This window comes from Sulfitobacter sp. W002, assembly GCF_025142135.1.
In the GTDB taxonomy this organism is placed as follows: domain Bacteria; phylum Pseudomonadota; class Alphaproteobacteria; order Rhodobacterales; family Rhodobacteraceae; genus Sulfitobacter; species Sulfitobacter profundi.
This window is the reverse complement of record NZ_CP081126.1, coordinates 1,955,342-1,974,641: the sequence shown is the minus strand read 5'-3', so window position 1 is coordinate 1,974,641 and position 19,300 is coordinate 1,955,342. Positions and strand designations below refer to the sequence as shown.

The following is a 19,300-nucleotide window of genomic DNA, read 5'->3' as shown; positions in this document are numbered from 1 at the left end:
TATGGTACAACTGCCTTTCAAAGCCCGCGCCGTAATCATCGGCGGTGGCGTGATCGGCTGTTCGGTCGCGTACCATCTGACAAAGCTCGGCTGGACCGATGTCGTGTTGTTGGAACGCAAACAGCTGACCTCTGGCACCACATGGCACGCGGCAGGGTTGATCGCGCAGCTTCGTGCGACGCAGAACATGACGCGGCTGGCGAAATATTCCCAAGAACTCTACGGCGCGCTTGAGGCGGAAACCGGGGTCGCCACGGGGTTCAAGCGCGTGGGGTCGATTACTGCCGCGCTGACGCCCGCGCGGCGCGAGGAAATTCTGCGTCAGGCCGCCATGGCCCGCGCCTTTGGCGTGGAGGTCGAGGAAATCACCCCCGCGGAAGTGCACGCCAAGTATCCCCACGTAGAGACCGAAGGCATGACCGGCGCGGTCTATCTGCCGAAAGACGGGCAGGGCGATCCGGCCAATATCGCGCTGGCTTTGGCCAAGGGCGCGCGGGCGCGTGGCGCGATTGTGGCGGAGCGGGTCAAGGCCACCGGCGTGGTGCGCGCGGGGCGTAGGATCACGGCAGTGGATTGGGCCGGGGAGGATGGCAGCGCGGGGCAGATCGAGGCCGAGCATGTCATCAATTGCGCAGGCATGTGGGGGCGAGACGTGGGCCGGATGCTGGGCAGCAACGTGCCGCTGCAGGCTTGCGAGCATTTCTATATCGTCACCGAAGCCATTCCCTCCTTGCGCGAATTGCCAGTGCTGCGGGTCCCCGATGAATATGCCTATTACAAAGAGGATGCGGGCAAAATCCTGCTTGGTGCCTTTGAACCTGTCGCCAAACCATGGGCGCTGCAGGGCATCCCCGAGAGTTTCGAGTTTGACCAACTGCCCGAAGATTTCGACCATTTCGAGCCGATCCTTGAGATGGCCGTCAAACGGTTGCCGCTGCTGGCGGACGCGGGGATTCACACCTTTTTCAATGGTCCCGAAAGTTTCACCCCCGATGATGCCTATCACCTCGGTCAGGCCCCCGAGATGGACAATGTCTGGGTCGCCGCCGGGTTCAACTCTATCGGGATTCAATCGGCTGGCGGCGCGGGCATGGCGCTGGCGCAATGGATGGAAGACGGGCAAAAACCCTTTGATCTGGGTGACGTGGACATTGCGCGGATGCAGCCGTTTCAGGGCAATAAGACCTATCTGGCGACGCGGTCGACCGAAACGCTGGGCTTGCTCTATGCCGATCACTTTCCCTATCGCCAAAAGGCGACCGCGCGGGGCATCCGGCGCAGCCCGGTGCACGCACATCTGCTGGAGCATGGCGCGGTCATGGGCGAATTCGCGGGCTGGGAACGGGCCAACTGGTTTGCGGATGCAGGCCAAGAGCGCGAATACCGCTACGCTTGGGGGCGACAGAACTGGTTCGACAATCAAGCCGCCGAACACGCCGCCATCCGCACGGGCGTCGGGCTCTATGATATGTCGTCCTTCGGCAAAATCCGGGTCGAGGGGCCCGAGGCCGAGGCTTTCATGAATCATGTCTGCGGTGCGCAGATGGCGGTGCCGGTGGGCAAGATTGTCTATACCCAGTTCCTCAACCCCCGCGGCGGGATCGAGGCGGATGTCACCGTGACGCGGCTCAGCGAAACGGCCTATCTCGTCGTCACCCCCGCCGCGACGCGGCTGGCGGATGAAACATGGCTGCGCCGTCATACGGGCGAGCGCCTTGTTGTGATCACGGATGTGACGGCGGGCGAAGCGGTCCTCGCCATTATGGGGCCAAAGGCGCGGGAGGTGTTGCAGGCGATCTCGCCCAATGACTTCTTTAACGAAACGCACCCCTTCGGCATGGCGCGGGAGATCGAGATCGGCATGGGCCTCGCCCGGGCGCACCGCGTGTCATACGTGGGCGAACTGGGTTGGGAGCTTTACGTCGGCACTGAAATGGCGGCCCATGTCTTTGAGGCGCTGATCGACGCAGGCGCGGCCTTTGGGCTGAAACTCTGCGGCCTGCATGCGATGGACAGTTGCCGGATCGAAAAGGGCTTTCGCCACTTCGGCCATGACATCACCTGCGAGGATCATGTGCTAGAGGCGGGCTTGGGCTTCGCGGTGAAGACCGACAAACCCGATTTTATTGGCCGTGACGCGGTGCTGCGCAAAAAGGAGGAGGGGCTGAGCCTGCGGATGGTGCAATTCCGTCTGACGGACCCGGAGCCGCTGCTGTATCACGCCGAGCCGATCCTGCGGGACGGGCAACTCGCGGGCTATCTCAGTTCGGGCAATTACGGGCATCACTTGGGCGGCGCGGTCGGGCTGGGCTATGTGCCCTGCGAAGGAGAAAGCGTCGCCGATCTGCTGGGCTCGACCTATGAGATCGACGTCGCGGGCCGCCGGATCAAGGCCGAGGCGAGCCTGAAACCGATGTATGATCCCAGCGGGGCGCGCTCGAAAAGCTAGGCCCGGCGCCCGCCGAAAAACCGCGCCCTTCGCAGGCTTATGCCGCCCTCTTTGACATAGATCAAAGCGGGGGCATGGGCGGCATGCGATCCGTCTCCCAAAGATGAAGGGATTCGGAATATGTTCGATACGCTCAAGTTGATCGTGCTTGCGCTTATAGTGTTTTTTGCAGCACTCGGGGCGGATTGGGCGCGCGATCCGGCTTATATGGTCCATGCCCTGCTGATTATGCTGGTGGCGGCGGGGTTGTTCTTTTGGCAGTTGCGCCGCATGCCTGTCGAGGATGCACGGCCCGCCGTGTCCATGGCGCCGCAGGGCTATATGGACGGCCCGATCCGCTATGGCGTGATCGCCACGGCCTTTTGGGGCGTGGTCGGTTTTCTGGTGGGCACCTTCATCGCCTTCCAACTGGCCTTTCCCGCGCTCAATATCGAATGGGCGCAGCCCTATGCGAACTTTGGCCGCCTGCGCCCGCTGCACACCAGCGCGGTGATTTTTGCCTTTGGTGGCAATGCCTTGATCGCCACGTCGTTCTACATCGTGCAGCGTACCTCTTCGGCGCGGCTCTGGGGTGGGAACGCGGCGTGGTTCGTCTTTTGGGGCTATCAGCTTTTCATCGTGCTGGCCGCCACGGGCTATCTGCTGGGGGCCACGCAATCCAAGGAATATGCCGAGCCGGAATGGTACGTCGACATCTGGCTGACCATCGTTTGGCTAACCTACCTCGCCGTGTTTTTCGGCACGATCCTGAAGCGGCGCGAGCGTCATATCTATGTCGCCAATTGGTTCTTTCTGGCCTTCATCATCACCGTGGCGATGCTGCATGTGGTCAACAACCTCGCCATCCCGGTGTCGATCTGGGGTTCGAAATCGGTGCAGGTCTTTGCGGGCGTGCAGGATGCCATGACGCAGTGGTGGTATGGCCATAACGCGGTGGGTTTCTTCCTAACGGCAGGCTTCCTTGGCATGATGTATTACTTCGTGCCGAAACAGGCCGGCCGCCCGGTCTATAGCTACAAGCTGTCGATCATTCACTTCTGGGCGCTGATCTTTCTCTATATCTGGGCCGGGCCGCACCACCTGCATTACACCGCGCTGCCCGATTGGGCCGCGACGTTGGGCATGGTGTTTTCGATCATCCTGTGGATGCCCAGCTGGGGCGGCATGATCAACGGTCTGATGACGCTCGAAGGCGCGTGGGACAAGATCCGCACCGATCCGATCATCCGCATGTTCGTCGCCTCGCTCGCCTTCTACGGCATGTCGACCTTCGAGGGGCCAATGATGTCGATCCGGGCGGTGAACAGCCTGAGCCACTACACCGACTGGACCATCGGCCATGTGCATTCCGGCGCGCTTGGCTGGAACGGGCTCATTACCTTTGGCGCGCTCTATTTTCTGACGCCACGGCTCTGGGGCAGGGCGCAGATGCACTCCATGGCGGCGATCAACCTGCACTTCTGGCTCGCGACCCTTGGGATCGTTCTCTACGCGGCGTCAATGTGGGTCTCGGGCATTATGGAGGGGCTGATGTGGCGTGAGGTCGATGCCAATGGCTTTCTCGTCAACAGCTTTGCCGACACCGTCGAAGCCAAATTCCTGATGTATGTGGTCCGGGGTCTGGGCGGGGTTTTGTACCTCGCGGGGGGTGCGGTGATGGTCTGGAACATGTGGATGACCATCCGCGCCCCGCAAGCTCGCCCCGTCACCGTCGCCCTGCCAGCGGAGTAAGATCAATGGCCAAGAACCCCCACAGCCCGAACTATGATCCCGCTGACGATCCCAAGGTGGTGACCGCCAGCGAAGGCGTGAAGACGGGCAAAATCCCCAACGAACTGCCGCCTGAGACGCAGACGATCACCTTTCACCAGCGGTTCGAGCGCAATGCGACCCTGCTGCTGATTGCCTCGCTCGGGGTGGTCAGCATCGGCGGGATCGTCGAAATCGCGCCGCTCTTTTGGCTGGAGAACACCATCGAAGAGGTCGAAGGCATGCGCCCCTATTCGCCGCTGGAGCTGGCGGGGCGCGAAATCTATGTGCGCGAGGGCTGCTATACCTGCCACAGCCAGATGATCCGCCCGATGCGCGACGAGACCGAGCGCTATGGCCACTACAGCCTTGCCGCGGAATCGATGTACGACCACCCGTTCCAATGGGGCTCTAAACGCACCGGGCCAGATCTGGCACGGGTCGGTGGGCGCTATTCGGATGAGTGGCATGTCGATCACCTGATGGACCCGCAGTCGGTCGTGCCGGAAAGCGTTATGCCGAAATACGCCTTTCTGATGGATGCCAAGCTTGAGCCCAAGGATGTGACAGATCTGGTGGCGACCCACCGGACGGTCGGTGTGCCCTATAGCGATGAGATGATCGCGAATGTCAGCGGCGATTTCCGGGTGCAGGTCGATCCCATGGGGGACTACGACGCGCTACTCGAACGCTACCCCGGCGCGCAGGTGCGCAGCTTCGACGGGCAGCCCGGCATCAGCGAAATGGATGCCCTGATCGCCTATCTGCAAATGCTCGGGACGCTGGTCGATTTCTCGACCTTCGTGCCCGACGCCACCCGCTGAGGAGCCTGCCATGGACACCTATTCTTTCCTGCGTGAACTGGCCGACAGTTGGGCGCTCTTGATCCTGACGCTGATCTTTCTCGGCGTCATTGCTTGGGCCTTTCGCCCCGGCGCGCGCGCCCTGCACGACGATGCCGCCGCCGTGCCCTTTCGCGGCGATGAGCCCGATCAAGCCCGCAATGACGGAGCCCAGACATGACCGACAATCGCAAGATCGACCCCGCCACCGGGACCGAGACCACAGGCCACAGTTGGGACGGGATCGAAGAGCTGAACACGCCGCTGCCGCGCTGGTGGCTTTGGACATTCTACGCGACCGTCGTCTGGGGCGTGATCTATACCATCCTTTATCCCGCGTGGCCGATGGTCTCGGGTGCTACGGCGGGGCTTTTGGGCTATTCTACCCGGGGTGAGGTCGCCGCAGAGATCGCCCGCGTGGACCTGTCGAACGCCGATCTGACGGAGAGCCTCGTCAACGTCAATCTGGCGGTGCTGAAGGACAACGAAGAGCTGCACCGTTTCGCGACACAGGCCGGGCGCTCGGTCTTTGCGGCCAATTGCTCGCAATGCCATGGCGCGGGGGCAGGGGGTGTCGTGGCCTCGGGCTATCCGAACCTTTTGGACGACGATTGGCTCTGGGGCGGCACGATGGAGGATATCGCCTATACAGTGCGCCAGGGTATCCGTAACGAAGATGACCCCGACGCGCGCTTCTCTGAAATGCCGCCCTTTGACTGGATGGAAGAGGCCGATCTTGACGCCACCGTGCATTTCGTTCGCAGCCTGTCGGGGCTTCAGCATGACGCGGGCGCGGCGCAGGCGGGGGCGGAAGTCTTTGCCGACAATTGTAGTGCCTGCCATGGGGAACGCGGCCTTGGCGACCGTGAGATGGGCGCGCCGAACCTTGCCGATGCGATCTGGCTGCGCGGCGGCAGCCATGACGCGATCCTGCGGCAACTCGAAGCGCCGCGCATGGGGGTGATGCCCCCGTGGCAGGCCCGTCTGGGCGAGGCCGAGGTGCGCGCTGTGACCGCCTATGTCCACGGTCTGGGCGGGGGCGAGGCTGCGGTCGATGCCGAGGGTGCAGCCGCCGATTAAGCAGGTATGACAAAATGATCTGCGGATTGACGCAGATCAAAGCGGCCTGCGCCCCGCGGGTGTAGGCCGCAAGACGTAACCCCCCGGAGCATACCGCCGATGTCCAACGCCGCCCCCCCGCTTTTTGCCGCACGAGAGCCGATTTTTCCCCGCCGGGTGAGCGGTTTTTTCCGCCGGTTGAAATGGGTGATCCTAATCCTCACGCTGGGGGTCTATTACGTCACCCCGTGGATACGCTGGGACAGGGGGCCGAACTTGCCGGACCAAGCGGTTCTGGTCGATCTCGCTAACCGGCGCTTCCATTTCTTCTGGATCGAGATTTGGCCGCATGAGTTTTACTTTGTGGCCGGGTTGCTGATCATGGCGGGGCTGGGCTTGTTCTTGTTCACCTCCGCTCTGGGTCGGGTCTGGTGCGGTTATGCCTGCCCGCAAACCGTCTGGTCCGATCTCTTCATGACCGTCGAACGCTGGATCGAGGGCGACCGCAACGCCCGCATTCGTTTGCACAACGCGCCGTGGAGCCTGCGCAAGGCGCGGCTGCGGGGGGGCAAATGGCTGGTCTGGCTGCTGATCGCGGTGGCCACGGGCGGGGCTTGGGTCTTTTACTTTGCCGATGCGCCCAGTCTGGCGCGCGACCTCGTGACCCTGCAAGCCGCCCCCGTGGCCTATGCCACCATTGCCGTGCTGACGGCCACGACCTTCATCTTTGGCGGCTTCATGCGCGAACAGGTCTGCATCTACATGTGCCCTTGGCCCCGCATCCAAGGTGCGATGATGGACCCCGGAACGCTGACCGTCGGTTACCGCAAATGGCGGGGGGAGCCGCGCGGCAAGGGCGGGGTGAAGCGCCAGAAAGCGGCGGCAGAGGCGATCGGCAGCGGCGATGCGGTGGCGCGCTATGGTGCGGCGCTCGACAAGAACACCGCGGGCGACCGCCAGTCGCGGGACGGCGAGGTTTTGGGCGATTGCATTGATTGCAACGCCTGTGTGGCGGTCTGCCCGATGGGGATCGACATCCGCGAAGGCCAGCAGATGGAATGTATCACCTGCGCGCTCTGCATCGACGCCTGCGACGATGTGATGGCCAAAACCGGCCGCCCGCGCGGGCTGATCGACTACCTCGCGCTTGATGATGAGCCGCCCACTGCGCCTAAGGCGAGCGCCGCCGTGGCGGGCCTTGCCGAAACACCGGCGGGGGATGTCGCCGGGGCCAACGCGTCTCCGTGGCAACCCAAGCCGCTTTGGCAGCACGTCTTCCGGCCTCGGACGCTCATCTACACCGCTGCTTGGGCCGCCATAGGCGTGGCGCTTGTCGTGGCCCTGTTCATCCGGCCAGAGATCGACATGACCATCGCGCCCGTGCGCAACCCGATCTTCGTCACCCTGTCGGATGGATCGATCCGCAACGCCTATGACATCCGTCTGCGCAACAAACATGGGGAGGCGCGGGCGTTCCGGCTGTCTCTCGCGGGGGACCATGGCTTGGGCCTCAGCATCGAGGGGGCGCCTGATCCGGTGGTTACTGTCCCCGCCGACTCCACCCGCCTGCAACGGGTCTATGTGATCGCCCCGGCCCAAAGTGACGCCGCCGCCGCGCCGCGCAGCGGTCTGCGGTTTTGGGTCGAAGATGTGCGCTCGGGCGAGCGGGCCTTCGGCGATACGATTTTCAATGGAAAGGACAGCCAATGACCGCAGCAGAGTTGCAAAGGCAACGCCCCCTCACAGGCTGGCATGTGCTGGCGATCTTCGTGGGCGGCTTTTCGATCATCATCGCGGTGAACCTCGCGCTTGCGTTCAACGCGGTGCGCACCTTTCCGGGCAAGGAAACCGAGTCGAGCTACATCGCCTCGCAGAATTTCGACACGGACCGCGCGGCGCAAGAGGCGTTGGGATGGATGGTTGAAACAAAGCTGACCGCCACCGCGCTGCGCTTGGCGGTGCAGGACGCTGGAGAGGCGGTGGTACGGCCCGAGATCATCGCGGCGACACTGGGCCGTGCGACCACTGTGGCGGACGACATGACGCCTGCCTTCGCGTGGGATGGCCATGCATGGGTGGCCCCGGTCACCGCAGGCACTGGCAACTGGAACCTACGGATCGAGATGCGCGCCGCCGATGGCACGCTCTTTCGCCGCCGCATTTCGTTGCGGGTGACCCCATGACCGTTGCCGCCTGTCCGGGCTGTGTCGCAGCCGCCCCCTCGGCAGAGGGGGCGGCGCAGCGGCTTGTGGAGAACGACGAGGCGCTTCACCTTGCCTTGCCACAGATCCGCTGCGCGGCCTGCATTGCGGGGGTCGAGGGGGTTTTGGCCAAACTGCCGTCGATCAAAACTGCGCGGGTGAACCTTGGGGCCAAACGGGTGCGGATCGTCCTGATGCCCGGCCATGACGCCAGCGCGGCGCTTCAGGCGTTGAACGATGCGGGCTTCGAGGCACATGAGTTGGATGCGACCGCCCTGCGCCCGGCGGGGGATGACACGGGCCGCCGTCTGCTGGCCCGTGCCGCCGTCGCGGGCTTTGCCATGATGAACGTGATGGCGGTTTCCGTCGCGGTCTGGTCCGGGGCGGGCGATATCACGCGAGAGATGTTTCACTGGGTTTCCGCGTCCATCGCGCTGCCTGCCTTGGCCTTTTCCGCGGTGCCGTTCTTTGCCTCGGCAGGGGTCGCCCTAAGGGCCGGGCGGATGAACATGGACGTGCCGATTGCGCTGGCGATCCTGCTGGCGGCGGCCACCTCACTTTATGAAACTTTTGCCGCCACGGGGGCGCATACATGGTTCGACGCGGCGCTGTCGCTGACCTTTTTCCTGCTCGTGGGCCGCTATCTTGAGCACCGCGCAAGGGCGACGGCGCGCTCTGCCGCGGCGGAATTGACGGCGCTGGAACTGCCGCGCGCCACCCGGCTGACCGCTAAGGGCCGTGAGACGGTGGAGGTGAGCGCCTTGATGCCCGACGACCGCATCGCCCTTGCCGCCGGGGCCCGCGCCCCGGTGGATGGGATCGCCCTAGGGGCCGCGATGGTGGACCGCTCCGCCCTGACCGGGGAGGCCGACCCGGTTGCCGTGGCGGCGGGCGGGGCGATCTGTGCGGGCGAGGTGATCCTCGGTGCGCCGCTGAACCTGCGCGTCACCCGCCGCGCCGAGGACAGCACCCTGCGCCGCCTTGCGGCCCTCGTCGAAGTGGCCGAGACGGGCAAGCACCGCTACAGCGGGATCGCGGACCGGGCGGCACGGCTTTACGCGCCGGTGGTGCATGGGCTGGCGGCGCTGGCCTTCGCCGTTTGGTGGGCGCTGACGGGGGACCTCTATCAGGCGATCGCGGTGGCCACGGCGACGCTGATCATCACCTGCCCCTGCGCCTTGGCACTGGCCATTCCGGCGGTGACGGCAGCGATGACGGGGCGTTTGTTTCGCGCGGGCGTACTGCTGAAATCCCCCACGGCGCTGGAGCGTTTGGCCGAGATCGACACGGTTCTGTTCGACAAGACTGGCACCCTGACAGAAGGCGTGGCGCGTCTGCCCGCGCTTGATCCGCGCGCGGCTTCGGTGGCACTTGCCCTCGCGCAGGCGTCGGACCATCCGGCTTCACGCGCCTTGGCAGCGGCGCTGCAGGGTCATATGCCCGCCGAGTTGCGCGAAGTGCGAGAGGTGCCGGGGCAGGGGGTCAACGCTCTGTGGAACGGCGCGCCGGTGTCCCTGCGCCGGGGGCAGGATGGGCCAGAACTGCAACTGCCAGAGCGTTGCATCCCCCTGCCGCTGATTGAAACACCCCGTGCCGGTGCCGCAGAAGTGGTCAGCGCGCTGCAAGAGCGGGGGCTGGAGGTTGCCATGGTCACCGGCGATACCGCGCAGCGGGCGGCTATCTTGGCCCGTACATTGGGCATTGCCACAGTCTATGCCGCCGTCCGGCCTGAGGATAAGGCCGATCTGGTCCGCGATATGGCTGCGCAGGGCAGGCGGGTGCTGATGGTGGGCGACGGGCTGAATGACACGGCGGCTCTTGCCGGGGCGCATGCGTCCCTTGCCCCGGCCACGGCACTGGATGCGGCGCGGGTCGCCTCGGACGGGGTGATGCTGGGCGGTGATCTATCTGCGGTGGAGGATACGTTGCGACTGGCGCGGCGAGCGCGCAGCCGCATCCGGCAGAACTTGGCCTTGGCCGCGGCCTACAATGCGGTCGCGATCCCGGTGGCGGTCATGGGCTTCGCCACCCCGCTGATGGCGGCGGCGGTGATGTCGTCCTCCTCTATCCTCGTGGTTTTAAATGCGGTGCGCCGATGAATATCCTGATCGTTCTGATCCCCGTCTCCATCTGCCTTGGCGCGGCGGGTCTTGCGGCCTGTCTTTGGACGCTGCGCAATGGGCAATACGATGATCTGGAAGGCGACGCCGCGCGGATTTTGCTGGAGAATGGAGAGGCGCCGAGCGGGGAGGACCGGCCGAACGCTAGGCCGGACAAAACGGCCTGAGGCGCGAAGCGCGGGCCGAAACCCGCGCTTTTGGTTCTGTGGAAGATTGCTTTCAGTCAGCGGCCTGCGAGGCCGAGATCAGCGCGTCCATATCCTTGATCAGGACCGTCTGAGAGGTTTCAAGCGCGATGATATCCTGCTTGCGCAGGCGGGTCAGGGTGCGGCTGACGGTTTCGATCGTCAGGCCCAGAAAATCGGCGATGTCGCCGCGTGTCATGGGCAGGGCGCAGGTGGTGTGATTGCCGACCGGCCGCCCGTTGCGCTCCGCCAACGTGATCAGAAAGGACGCGAGTTTTTCCATCGCGGATTTGCGGGCCAGCATCATGAAGTGATCCTGCATCGCCGAGATCTCACGCAGGGCGGCGTTCAACAGCCGCTTATGCGTGTCGTTGTCTCCGCCGAAATCGTCGAGCGAATGGCGGGGGTGTGCGATCACCTCCGTCGCCTCGATCGCCTCGCAATCGCTGTGATGCAGCGCGCCATTGGGAAAGCCGATGATGTCGCCCGGCAAGCCAAAGGCGATGACCTGCCGCCGCCCGTTGCCCAGCACGCGGGTCAGGCGAAAGACGCCCGAGGTGATCTCATAGATATGATGGGCGATGTCGCCTTCGCGAAACAGATGCGTCCCGACCGCCTGCCGCTTGCGGGGCGTCTGCGCGGCGGGGGCGCGGGGGCAAAGCTGTATCTCTGGCACTTTGACTGCGGGAGTGAACTCATTGGATAGCGTCACGTACATGCGATCGTCCTTTCTGGGGCGCGGTCACATTCTCAGGTGCATGTCGCAGCAAGACCTGCGGTGTTGTATCCGTTTGTAACGCTTTGTCGCAGGGGGGGGCTGCTGCGGGTGGTGCTCGCTTGGGTTGCGGACTATACAAGCGCAGCTTTTGTGGGTGATGGCCGTGACCGCGAAAAAAATCCTTGTTGTTGATGACGATGCCAAGATCCGAACGCTTCTGAGGCGCTGCCTTGAAAGCGATGGCTACCTTGTGACCGAGGCGCATAACGCGCAAAGCGTGCGGGCGGCCTTTGCGGCGGAAGCCTTTGATCTGGTGACCTTGGATCTCAACCTCGGCGCCGAAGACGGGCTGGACATCGCGCGTGAGCTTCAGCGCGACCATGATGTGCCGATCTTCATGGTGACGGGCAAAGACGATGTGATCGACCGGGTTGTCGGGCTGGAACTGGGCGCGGATGACTATCTGACCAAGCCGTTCCATGTGCGAGAGGTTTTGGCCCGTGTGAAATCGGTTTTGCGGCGCAGTGGCAAACGCGAGGCGGAGGCCCCCGCGCCGCAAAGCGCCGACCCGTGGCTCACGCTCGATGGGCTAAAGATCAACCTCGACCGGATGCTGCTGCTGGGCCGTGACGGGCAGGAGGGGGATCTGACCACGGCTGATTTCAAACTCTTGGCCGCCTTTCTGACCCACGCGAAGAAACCGCTGTCGCGCGACCGGCTGATGGATCTGATCGACGGGCAGAACTGGGCGCCTTTGGACCGGACAATCGACAACCAAGTGGCGCGGCTGCGCAAAAAGGTCGAGCGTGATCCGGCCCGCCCGCAGTTGATCAAGACGGTACGCGGTGTCGGCTATGTGCTGACCGAAAGCCCCGCCGAAAGCGCGGATTAATCTTGCAGCAAGCTGCGGAATGCCTCGGCCAAATCCGCCTGTCTGTAGGGTTTGCGCAGGATGGCGAAGGCATGGGTCTCCTCCTCTCCGCGCAGGACGTTTTCGGAAAAGCCTGAGGTGATCAATATCCGCAGGTGGGGCATGTCTTGCGCGACCCGTTTGGCCAAGGCATGGCCCGAAAGTTCGCCGGGCATCACCAGATCGGTAAAGACCACATCAATGTCGTCGCGCCGTTGCAGGATATCCCAAGCGGCATCGCCGGTCGTTGCCGTAACGCAGTCGAATCCCAGCGTTCTCAGCCGGGTTTCGGACAGACGCAGCACCATCGGGTCATCCTCCACCAACAGTACGCGCAGGCCGGTGCCGATGGCGGCGTGCCGCGCGGGGTCCTCACCCAATACGGGGCGCGCCCGTGCGCTGTCTTTAAGCGCCGGAAAATAGAGGCTGATCGTCGTGCCCTTGCCCAATTCGCTGTAAATCGCAATATGCCCGCCGGATTGCTTGATGAATCCGTAAACCATCGACAGGCCCAGCCCCGTGCCCTGACCAACCGGCTTGGTCGAAAAGAACGGCTCCATCGCGCGGGTGCGGGTTTCGGGGGACATGCCTGCGCCCGTATCGGCGATCGACAGGCGGATGTAGTTGCCCATGTCGATGCCGATCTCTTGTGCGACATAGGTGTCATCCAGCTGCATGTTGCGGGTTTCCAAAGTAATTTTCCCGCCCGAGGGCATGGCATCCTGGGCATTGAGCGCGATGTTCAAGACGGCGGTCTGGAGTTGGGTGGCGTCCACCTTGGCTTGCCAGAGATCCTCGGCAAAGGCCGTCTCGACCGCGATATGGCCATGGATGGTACGCTTGAGCATCGCCATGGCCTTGGATACTTCGGCGTTAAGGTCGATCACCGCGGCGTTCAGCGTGCTTTTGCGGGCAAAGACCATCAGACGAGAGGTCAGGTCCGCCCCGATCTCTGCGGCTTCAAGCGCGTCGGAAATCAGCGCGCCGCTTTTGGCAGAGGTTTCCGACATTTCCAGCAGTTCCAGATTGCCAATCACCACCGTCAGCAGGTTGTTGAAATCATGCGCGATGCCGCCGGTCATCTGGCCAATGGCATCCATCCGTTGCGAGCGGGCGGTGGCCTCTTCGGCGGCCTTTCTGCGCGACAGATCGTGCATGATGCCGACAAAGGCGACCTCGCCGGAGATATCCGCGCGGCCCACGGACAGGTGCAGCGGGAAAACGCTGCCATCCGCGCGCAGCCCTTCGACATCGCGGCCCACGCCGATGATGCGTTTCTCGCCGGTATCAAGGTGGTGGCGCAGGAAGCCGTCGTGTTGAACGGCCATGTCCCCCGGCATCAACATGCGCACGTTTCTCCCTACCAACGCCTCGACCGAATGGCCAAAAAGGGCCGCCGCGGCCTTGTTCACCCGCAGGATATTGCCCGCGCGATCCGCCACCACCATGGCGTCAACGGCGGCGTCCAGAAGGGCCAGCAGAACGGGGCTTTCATCGTTGATCTTCATGCGCGGGGTCCGTTTGTGGGGATGCGGGGCAGGGCATGCGATAGCGCGGCTAAGGGCTTGGGCGCAATGGAGGGGGTGACGCTCAGGGCCGCGGCGGGTGCCTGCCCCCAGATCTCCATTACACTACCACTGGATCGCTTCCAAATAATCGAGCAGATTGGCGAAATCGGTTTCCAGCACCTCCCCATCCGCGCCGCCATTGGGGTAAACATGGCGCAGCCCAACGGCGGAAAAGTCGGGCATCGGGGAGGCAGGATCGTCTTTTGCAAGCTGGCCCATGACAAAGCGGCTGACAAATTCGCGCGGGAAATACCCGTCATTGCGCTGTTTCAACCCGGCCAAGTCAGGCGGCACGACATCAAGCTGCAGCGACATCGGGCCAGCCCCTTCGCCGCTTGCACCGTGGCAGGCGGCGCATTCCTTTGCATAGACCCGCTGCCCTTCGCGGACCCGGTCGGCATCTTCGGAAGACCCGTCTGAACAGGCAGCGAGAAGGGCGCAGGACAGCCCGACAAAGGCGGTTAGACAAGGGCGCATATGCAGCAGGTCCTTTGTATCAGCGGGCATTAGTGCGACAGAAGCACGGGAAAGGCGCTCTGTTCAATCAGGCTGCGGGTCGTGCCGCCAAAAACCTTTTCGCGCAGGCGGGAGTGGTCATAGGCCCCCATGACGATCAGCTCGGCGCCGGTTTCCTTGGCGCGCTTCACGATCGCGGTGGCGATGTCCTCTCCGCCGCTTGCGTATTGCTGCACCGCGACGTGGCACCCTTGGTGGGTCAACCATGCCGCGACATCTGTGCCGGGGTTTTCCCCGTCATAGGCAGAGATCGAGACCGGATCGAAAAGCGCCACGGTCACCTCCCGCGCGGCCTGCAGGCTTGGCATGGCCGCCCGGATCGCCCGCGTGGCGGGGAGGCCCGCTTTCCACGCCACAAAGACCGATTGCGGGGCCAGAGCCGTCTGTGGGTTCGATATGTTCAACAGGACGGGGGCGGCGGAATCGAACAGCGCGGCATGGACGATGTCTTCGAACAAGCGCGCGTCTTCGCGCAGGTCCGTCCCGATGATTACCGCATCGCAGGTCAACCCCGCCCGCGCGACGGTGTTTCGTAGGGCCGTGGCTTCACCACAGACCGCGCGGACATCTGCGCTGGCACCTTGGTCGCTGAGATACTGCGAGAATTCCTTGCGCTGCTGTTCGACCGCGGCGCGGGCCTCATCCACATCCGATTGCCAGCCAGCGGGAAGGGAATAGGTGCTGAGCTCTCCCACGCCCATGGAATAGACCGGCACCGGAGCGGTTTCGCTGAGCAAAAGAACGATCAGATGGGCGCCATGGATCTGCGCCTCGCGCGCGAGGCTCTCTAGCTGGTTGGGCCGGGCGTTGACCCCGAGAACGACTGTCAGTGTGGTGTTTTGCATAGCGGCGCTCCTCATGTGACCAAGGCCAGTATGGGGCGGCGACGGGGAAGCTGCATTGATCTGGATCAATTGGAGGTGTGGGGGTCACTTGGCGGCGGTGGTGCTGAGAGGGGGCATGCGAGGGGCTAGAACAGGCGCCAGCGCCTACTGGGGTTGAGCGATATTCAGCATATCGTCATCCATTACCGTTCTGGGAAAAAGTCACTACTCTCAAGGCGGTAGTGGCGGAGAGACAGGGATTCGAACCCTGGGAACCCGTGAAGGCTCAACGGTTTTCGAGACCGCCCCGTTCGACCACTCCGGCACCTCTCCGCGGGGGTCTGGGGGGTCCGTTTAGTCGCCTTTTCAGGCAGTGGCAAGAGGGGTTTTGCGCATCAAGGGAAAGTTTGGGGATTTTCATTGCGCCGGGGCTGGTACAGCCTAAGTTTAAAGGCAGAATTCCGCGAAAGGACAGCCCATGTTTCGCCAAAATAGATTGATCGCAGCTCCCTTCGTCATGGCGATGATGCTGCTTGTCGCGCTTGCCTTGCCGCTGCGGGCGGCGGAGCGCGGCGCGTTGGAGCGGTTCTTGGAAGTGACCGGCTTTGACGTGGCGTTGGAGAGCATTCGCCTCTCAGCCGATTCCGCGCCCGAGATGTTGGGGTTGCAAAGCGAGGATTTCGGCTCGGAATGGTCGCGGCTGGTGCGGGATGTCTTTGACACCGAGTTGATGCACGGCATGGCGATGGATATCCTTTCGGAAACGCTGAGCGACGATCTGCTGGATCATGCCGCCGATTTCTATGCGAGCGATCTGGGCCAGCGTTTGGTGGCCGTAGAGAACAAGGCGCATATGGCCGAGGATGACGGGCTGAAGGCGGAAAGCGGTGCCGCGATTGTGGCGGGGCTTGAGCGCATTGGCTCGCCGCGATTGCAAACACTGCGACGTTTGAATGTCGCCAGCGATGTCGAAGAGATCTCGGTCCGGGCCATTCAAGAGGTGCAAATCCGCTTCCTTTTGGCCGCCGCGGGCGCCGGGGTGATCGAATTGCAGATGGAAGAGCCTGACTTGCGCGAAGCGATGCGCGCGCAGGCCGATGAACTGGGCGCTCAGATTGCCGCGAATGCTTTGGCCAACGCGGCCTACACCTATCAATCCTTCTCGGATGACGATCTGCTCGCCTATGCCGAGGCGCTGGAGCATCCCGAGATGCAGCAGGTTTATACGCTGATGAACGCGGTCCAATATGAGATTATGGCCAATCGCTTCGAGGCCGTGGCCACCCGGCTGGCGGCGATGCAGCCCAGTCAGGACCTCTGATGCGGGCTTGGGTATTCGCGCCACTCCTGTGGCTTTTGGCTTTGCCCGCTTGGGCCGATGCGCGCATGACCGTGCTTGTCGATCTGTTGGAGCTTCGGCAAGCGGCGGTGATCCTCAGTGACGAGGGGCAGGCCCATGCCGAGATGCTGAACCAAGACATGCTGGGCGGGCAAGGCGGTCCGGGCTGGCAGATGCAGGTCGAAAGCATCCATGACGCCGGGCGCATGGTCGAAATGGTGCGCCGGGCACTGGAAGAGACGATGACCTCTGGCGAAGTCGAGCAGGCGATTGACTTCTATTCAACGGAATTGGGCGGTCGGATCGTCGGGCTGGAGAACGCGGGCCGTGCCGCCATTGCCGAGCCGGAAGTGGAGCAGATCGCGCGGGCGCACTATGGCGTATTGGCCGGGGATCATGATCCACGGGTCGCTCTGATCCGCCGCTTGATCGACGCCGCCGATATGGTTGACCGCAATGTCAGCACGGCGCTCAACAGCAATTTCCAGTTCCTGCGCGGAATGCGCGACGGTGGCGCCTTGGAAGACAGTGACGAAGACCTTTTGGCCGAGGTCGGCGCCGAGCTGGAGGCGGTTACCGAAGACACCTCTGTCTGGATGCACGCCTATCTGCTGCTGGCCTATCACCCCCTGCGCGACGCCGAGATTGCACAATATGCTCAATTTGCAGAGACAGGCGCCGGGCGTGCCCTCAACCGGGCGCTTTTCGACGGGTTTGGCCGGGCCTATGAGGATATCTCTTACGGGCTTGGGCGGGCTCTGGCCCTGAATATGGTGGCCGAAAGCCTCTGACAGGCGCAGAGAATTGAGCGCGAAAACCTACTTGACTTGTCCCACCATTCCGAAGATAAGCCCGCATCCCGGCGGGTAATCCGTCTTAGGGATTGTTTTTTAATGACGCCCCATGGGCGCGCTGTTCGAGGCGGATCGGCCGGAAAGCCATCCACAAACTCCCAAGCGGGGGCCACAGAACGCGGATGACAGAAAAGGAAGACGCATGTTTGCGGTCATCAAGACAGGCGGCAAGCAATACAAAGTGCAATCCGGCGATATGCTGCGGGTTGAACGTATTGCGGCCAATGCTGGTGAAACAGTCCAGTTCAACGAAGTTCTGATGCTCGGCGGCGACAGCCCCGTGCTCGGCGCGCCTATGGTTAAAGATGCAGGCGTTCAGGCCGAAGTCGTTGACCAGATCAAAGGCGAAAAGGTTATCAACTTCGTCAAGCGTCGCCGGAAGCACTCTTCCAAGCGTACCAAAGGTCACCGTCAGAAACTGACCTTGATCAAGATCACCGACATCCTGTCTTCGGGCGCGGATAAGTCGGGTGTATCGGCTGCTGTTGGCACCGGTTCCGTGAGCGCCTCTGCTGTGGCCGCGATCACTGGCAAGACCGACGACGCGACCCAGATCAAGAAGGCCAAGAAGGCGAAAGCCACCAAGGCCGCTCCGAAAGCCGAAAAAGCCGACAAGATGTCGGAAGCCGGCGCGGACGACCTGAAGGCGCTGAGCGGCGTCGGCCCCGCACTTGAGAAAAAGCTGCACGAAGCGGGTATCACCTCCTTCGCTCAAATCGCAGCATGGACCGAAGCGGATATCGCTGAAGTTGACGAGAAACTGTCTTTCAAAGGCCGTATCCAGCGTGAAGGCTGGGTCGAACAGGCCAAAGAAAAGACCAAAGGCTAAGGAGAGACCGAGATGGCACATAAAAAAGCAGGCGGTTCATCCCGTAACGGGCGCGACTCAGCAGGTCGTCGCCTTGGCGTGAAAAAATATGGCGGCGAAGCCGTTATCCCCGGCAACATCATCGTGCGTCAGCGCGGCACCAAGTTTTGGCCAGCGAACGGCGTTGGCATGGGCAAAGATCACACGATCTTCGCAACCGTCGACGGCGCTGTGACCTTCCACAAGGGTCTGAAAAACCGCACGTTTATTTCGGTTCTGCCACGCGCGGAGGCCGCTGAATAAGCCGTACCCCAAAGGGTTTGAAAAAATCAGGGATCGGCGATACCGCCGGTCCCTTTTCTTTTTCCGGGACATGTCCCATGCGTTTGTTTTTCAGTTCAAGGCTCGACGGCCTGTCAGATCGTTTTACCGTTCATGGCGGGACAGGGCCGAATTTTGATAAAGTCGTTACATTCGGCAGGGAGGAATATGTCGAATGTATCAACGCCCCGAAGCGATGTTTGCGCCTCATCGGGGCAGGGGCGGCCAGCTTGGACCAAAGCCCCCAATCCAGTCTGTTCGGAGGAGGAACATGACGATGCAGTTGGAAGCGATTGTGAACCAACCAGTTATTGAGACAGAGCGTTTTGACCTACGCCCGGTGCGCCGGTCGGATATGGGCATGATTGAGATGTATGCCAGCGACCCTCGGGTCGCCAATGCGACATCCTCTATCCCGCATCCGCTGCCGCCGGGCAGTGTCGAAGCCTATGTGACCCGCGCTATGTCGGATGACCGGGAAGAAGATGTCTGGGTCATGGATGGCACCCGCGCGGAGAGTTCCGAGGTCATGGGGGTGATCTCTCTCGCCCGGCTTGACCGCAACCAATCCGAAATCGGCTATTGGGTCGCCCCGGCGTTCTGGAACACCCATCTGGCCTCCGACGCGGTGCAGGCTTTGGTGGATGCCAACCCCTTGGGCAATGACGCGCTTTTTGCCTCTGTCTTCCATGACAACCCGGCCTCGGCCAAGGTGCTGACCAACGCAGGTTTTGTCTATCTCGGCGACGCGGAAACCTATTGCTTGGCCCGCGATGCTGCCGTACCCACATGGACCTATAGCTGCAAGCTCTAGCTCCGTTTCCCGCGCCTGAAAGG

General features: G+C 62.8%; 19 protein-coding genes and 1 tRNA gene. 15 read left to right on the top strand and 5 right to left on the bottom strand.

What is annotated here, in order from left to right:
• Nucleotide 1: 1 nt before the first annotated feature.
• The 9 genes from K3758_RS09745 to ccoS all read left to right on the top strand — a co-directional run bounded on the left by K3758_RS09745 (nt 2) and on the right by ccoS (nt 10,587).
• Entirely contained in the window at nt 2-2,449 is a 2,448-nt protein-coding gene (locus K3758_RS09745; RefSeq protein WP_259944340.1) for an FAD-dependent oxidoreductase, read from the top strand.
• Between the two features lie 120 nt (nt 2,450-2,569).
• Nucleotides 2,570-4,180: a cytochrome-c oxidase, cbb3-type subunit I gene (ccoN, locus tag K3758_RS09740; RefSeq protein ID WP_259944339.1), complete on the top strand. Its 1,611-nt coding sequence runs from the start codon at nt 2,570-2,572 to the stop codon at nt 4,178-4,180.
• Nucleotides 4,181-4,185: 5 nt separating this feature from the next.
• Nucleotides 4,186-5,022: a cytochrome-c oxidase, cbb3-type subunit II gene (gene ccoO / locus K3758_RS09735; RefSeq protein ID WP_259944338.1), complete on the top strand. Its 837-nt coding sequence runs from the start codon at nt 4,186-4,188 to the stop codon at nt 5,020-5,022.
• 10 nt (nt 5,023-5,032) lie between these two features.
• Nucleotides 5,033-5,221 carry a cbb3-type cytochrome c oxidase subunit 3 gene (locus K3758_RS09730; RefSeq protein WP_259944336.1) on the top strand — a complete coding sequence of 63 codons (189 nt, stop codon included), beginning with the start codon at nt 5,033-5,035 and terminating at the stop codon, nt 5,219-5,221.
• The gene (ccoP, locus tag K3758_RS09725; protein ID WP_259944334.1) at nt 5,218-6,120 is read left to right on the top strand and encodes a cytochrome-c oxidase, cbb3-type subunit III; all 903 of its coding nucleotides are present in this window, start codon (nt 5,218-5,220) and stop codon (nt 6,118-6,120) included. Before K3758_RS09730 ends, ccoP begins: the two co-directional genes overlap by 4 nt.
• A gap of 99 nt (nt 6,121-6,219) precedes the next feature.
• Nucleotides 6,220-7,809 (top strand): cytochrome c oxidase accessory protein CcoG, encoded by a 1,590-nt coding sequence (gene ccoG, locus K3758_RS09720; protein WP_259944332.1) that lies wholly within the window; start codon nt 6,220-6,222, stop codon nt 7,807-7,809.
• Nucleotides 7,806-8,282, top strand: coding sequence for a FixH family protein (locus K3758_RS09715; protein WP_259944330.1), 477 nt, complete (start codon nt 7,806-7,808; stop codon nt 8,280-8,282). The genes ccoG and K3758_RS09715 overlap by 4 nt, the downstream gene beginning before the upstream one ends.
• On the top strand, nt 8,279-10,399 hold the full coding sequence (locus K3758_RS09710; protein WP_259944328.1) for a heavy metal translocating P-type ATPase: 2,121 nt from the start codon (nt 8,279-8,281) through the stop codon (nt 10,397-10,399). Before K3758_RS09715 ends, K3758_RS09710 begins: the two co-directional genes overlap by 4 nt.
• Nucleotides 10,396-10,587 (top strand): cbb3-type cytochrome oxidase assembly protein CcoS, encoded by a 192-nt coding sequence (gene ccoS / locus K3758_RS09705; RefSeq protein WP_259944326.1) that lies wholly within the window; start codon nt 10,396-10,398, stop codon nt 10,585-10,587. Before K3758_RS09710 ends, ccoS begins: the two co-directional genes overlap by 4 nt.
• Nucleotides 10,588-10,639: 52 nt before the next feature.
• Here ccoS and K3758_RS09700 read toward each other — a convergent pair whose 3' ends face one another.
• The gene (locus tag K3758_RS09700; protein ID WP_259944323.1) at nt 10,640-11,323 is read right to left on the bottom strand and encodes a helix-turn-helix domain-containing protein; all 684 of its coding nucleotides are present in this window, start codon (nt 11,321-11,323) and stop codon (nt 10,640-10,642) included.
• Nucleotides 11,324-11,480: 157 nt separating this feature from the next.
• Here K3758_RS09700 and K3758_RS09695 point away from each other — a divergent pair, with 157 nt between their 5' ends.
• Nucleotides 11,481-12,215, top strand: a complete 735-nt coding sequence (locus tag K3758_RS09695) for a response regulator (protein WP_259950054.1) — start codon at nt 11,481-11,483, stop codon at nt 12,213-12,215.
• Here the strand turns inward: K3758_RS09695 and K3758_RS09690 are convergent.
• The 4 genes from K3758_RS09690 to K3758_RS09675 form a co-directional block, all read right to left on the bottom strand.
• The gene (locus tag K3758_RS09690) at nt 12,212-13,741 is read right to left on the bottom strand and encodes a PAS domain S-box protein (protein ID WP_259944322.1); all 1,530 of its coding nucleotides are present in this window, start codon (nt 13,739-13,741) and stop codon (nt 12,212-12,214) included. The two genes, K3758_RS09695 and K3758_RS09690, sit on opposite strands and share 4 nt — an antisense overlap.
• Before the next feature lie 123 nt (nt 13,742-13,864).
• Nucleotides 13,865-14,278: a cytochrome c gene (locus tag K3758_RS09685; protein ID WP_259944320.1), complete on the bottom strand. Its 414-nt coding sequence runs from the start codon at nt 14,276-14,278 to the stop codon at nt 13,865-13,867.
• Between the two features lie 29 nt (nt 14,279-14,307).
• Nucleotides 14,308-15,162 (bottom strand): universal stress protein, encoded by an 855-nt coding sequence (locus tag K3758_RS09680; RefSeq protein ID WP_259944317.1) that lies wholly within the window; start codon nt 15,160-15,162, stop codon nt 14,308-14,310.
• A gap of 222 nt (nt 15,163-15,384) precedes the next feature.
• Nucleotides 15,385-15,474: transfer RNA gene (locus tag K3758_RS09675), tRNA-Ser, on the bottom strand.
• 145 nt (nt 15,475-15,619) lie between these two features.
• On the opposite strand from K3758_RS09675, the gene K3758_RS09670 reads away from it, so the two are divergent.
• From K3758_RS09670 to K3758_RS09650, 5 genes are all read left to right on the top strand, one after another.
• A complete protein-coding gene (locus K3758_RS09670; RefSeq protein WP_409202601.1) occupies nt 15,620-16,462 on the top strand; it encodes a DUF2059 domain-containing protein in 843 nt (280 codons plus the stop codon).
• Nucleotides 16,462-17,271, top strand: coding sequence for a DUF2059 domain-containing protein (locus K3758_RS09665; protein ID WP_120351096.1), 810 nt, complete (start codon nt 16,462-16,464; stop codon nt 17,269-17,271). Before K3758_RS09670 ends, K3758_RS09665 begins: the two co-directional genes overlap by 1 nt.
• Before the next feature lie 205 nt (nt 17,272-17,476).
• Nucleotides 17,477-18,163 (top strand): 50S ribosomal protein L21, encoded by a 687-nt coding sequence (locus tag K3758_RS09660; RefSeq protein ID WP_259944314.1) that lies wholly within the window; start codon nt 17,477-17,479, stop codon nt 18,161-18,163.
• Between the two features lie 12 nt (nt 18,164-18,175).
• Entirely contained in the window at nt 18,176-18,445 is a 270-nt protein-coding gene (gene rpmA, locus K3758_RS09655) for a 50S ribosomal protein L27 (protein ID WP_007119633.1), read from the top strand.
• Between the two features lie 295 nt (nt 18,446-18,740).
• Nucleotides 18,741-19,277: a GNAT family N-acetyltransferase gene (locus tag K3758_RS09650; protein WP_259950051.1), complete on the top strand. Its 537-nt coding sequence runs from the start codon at nt 18,741-18,743 to the stop codon at nt 19,275-19,277.
• Nucleotides 19,278-19,300 lie beyond the last annotated feature (23 nt).

Coding starts and splice junctions, on each gene's coding strand:
- K3758_RS09745 (WP_259944340.1), top strand. CDS start 2: ATGGTACAACTGCCTTTCAAAGCCCGCGCCGTAATCATCGGCGGTGGC.
- ccoN (WP_259944339.1), top strand. CDS start 2,570: ATGTTCGATACGCTCAAGTTGATCGTGCTTGCGCTTATAGTGTTTTTT.
- ccoO (WP_259944338.1), top strand. CDS start 4,186: ATGGCCAAGAACCCCCACAGCCCGAACTATGATCCCGCTGACGATCCC.
- K3758_RS09730 (WP_259944336.1), top strand. CDS start 5,033: ATGGACACCTATTCTTTCCTGCGTGAACTGGCCGACAGTTGGGCGCTC.
- ccoP (WP_259944334.1), top strand. CDS start 5,218: ATGACCGACAATCGCAAGATCGACCCCGCCACCGGGACCGAGACCACA.
- ccoG (WP_259944332.1), top strand. CDS start 6,220: ATGTCCAACGCCGCCCCCCCGCTTTTTGCCGCACGAGAGCCGATTTTT.
- K3758_RS09715 (WP_259944330.1), top strand. CDS start 7,806: ATGACCGCAGCAGAGTTGCAAAGGCAACGCCCCCTCACAGGCTGGCAT.
- K3758_RS09710 (WP_259944328.1), top strand. CDS start 8,279: ATGACCGTTGCCGCCTGTCCGGGCTGTGTCGCAGCCGCCCCCTCGGCA.
- ccoS (WP_259944326.1), top strand. CDS start 10,396: ATGAATATCCTGATCGTTCTGATCCCCGTCTCCATCTGCCTTGGCGCG.
- K3758_RS09700 (WP_259944323.1), bottom strand. CDS start 11,323: ATGTACGTGACGCTATCCAATGAGTTCACTCCCGCAGTCAAAGTGCCA.
- K3758_RS09695 (WP_259950054.1), top strand. CDS start 11,481: ATGGCCGTGACCGCGAAAAAAATCCTTGTTGTTGATGACGATGCCAAG.
- K3758_RS09690 (WP_259944322.1), bottom strand. CDS start 13,741: ATGAAGATCAACGATGAAAGCCCCGTTCTGCTGGCCCTTCTGGACGCC.
- K3758_RS09685 (WP_259944320.1), bottom strand. CDS start 14,278: ATGCGCCCTTGTCTAACCGCCTTTGTCGGGCTGTCCTGCGCCCTTCTC.
- K3758_RS09680 (WP_259944317.1), bottom strand. CDS start 15,162: ATGCAAAACACCACACTGACAGTCGTTCTCGGGGTCAACGCCCGGCCC.
- K3758_RS09670 (WP_409202601.1), top strand. CDS start 15,620: ATGTTTCGCCAAAATAGATTGATCGCAGCTCCCTTCGTCATGGCGATG.
- K3758_RS09665 (WP_120351096.1), top strand. CDS start 16,462: ATGCGGGCTTGGGTATTCGCGCCACTCCTGTGGCTTTTGGCTTTGCCC.
- K3758_RS09660 (WP_259944314.1), top strand. CDS start 17,477: ATGTTTGCGGTCATCAAGACAGGCGGCAAGCAATACAAAGTGCAATCC.
- rpmA (WP_007119633.1), top strand. CDS start 18,176: ATGGCACATAAAAAAGCAGGCGGTTCATCCCGTAACGGGCGCGACTCA.
- K3758_RS09650 (WP_259950051.1), top strand. CDS start 18,741: ATGCAGTTGGAAGCGATTGTGAACCAACCAGTTATTGAGACAGAGCGT.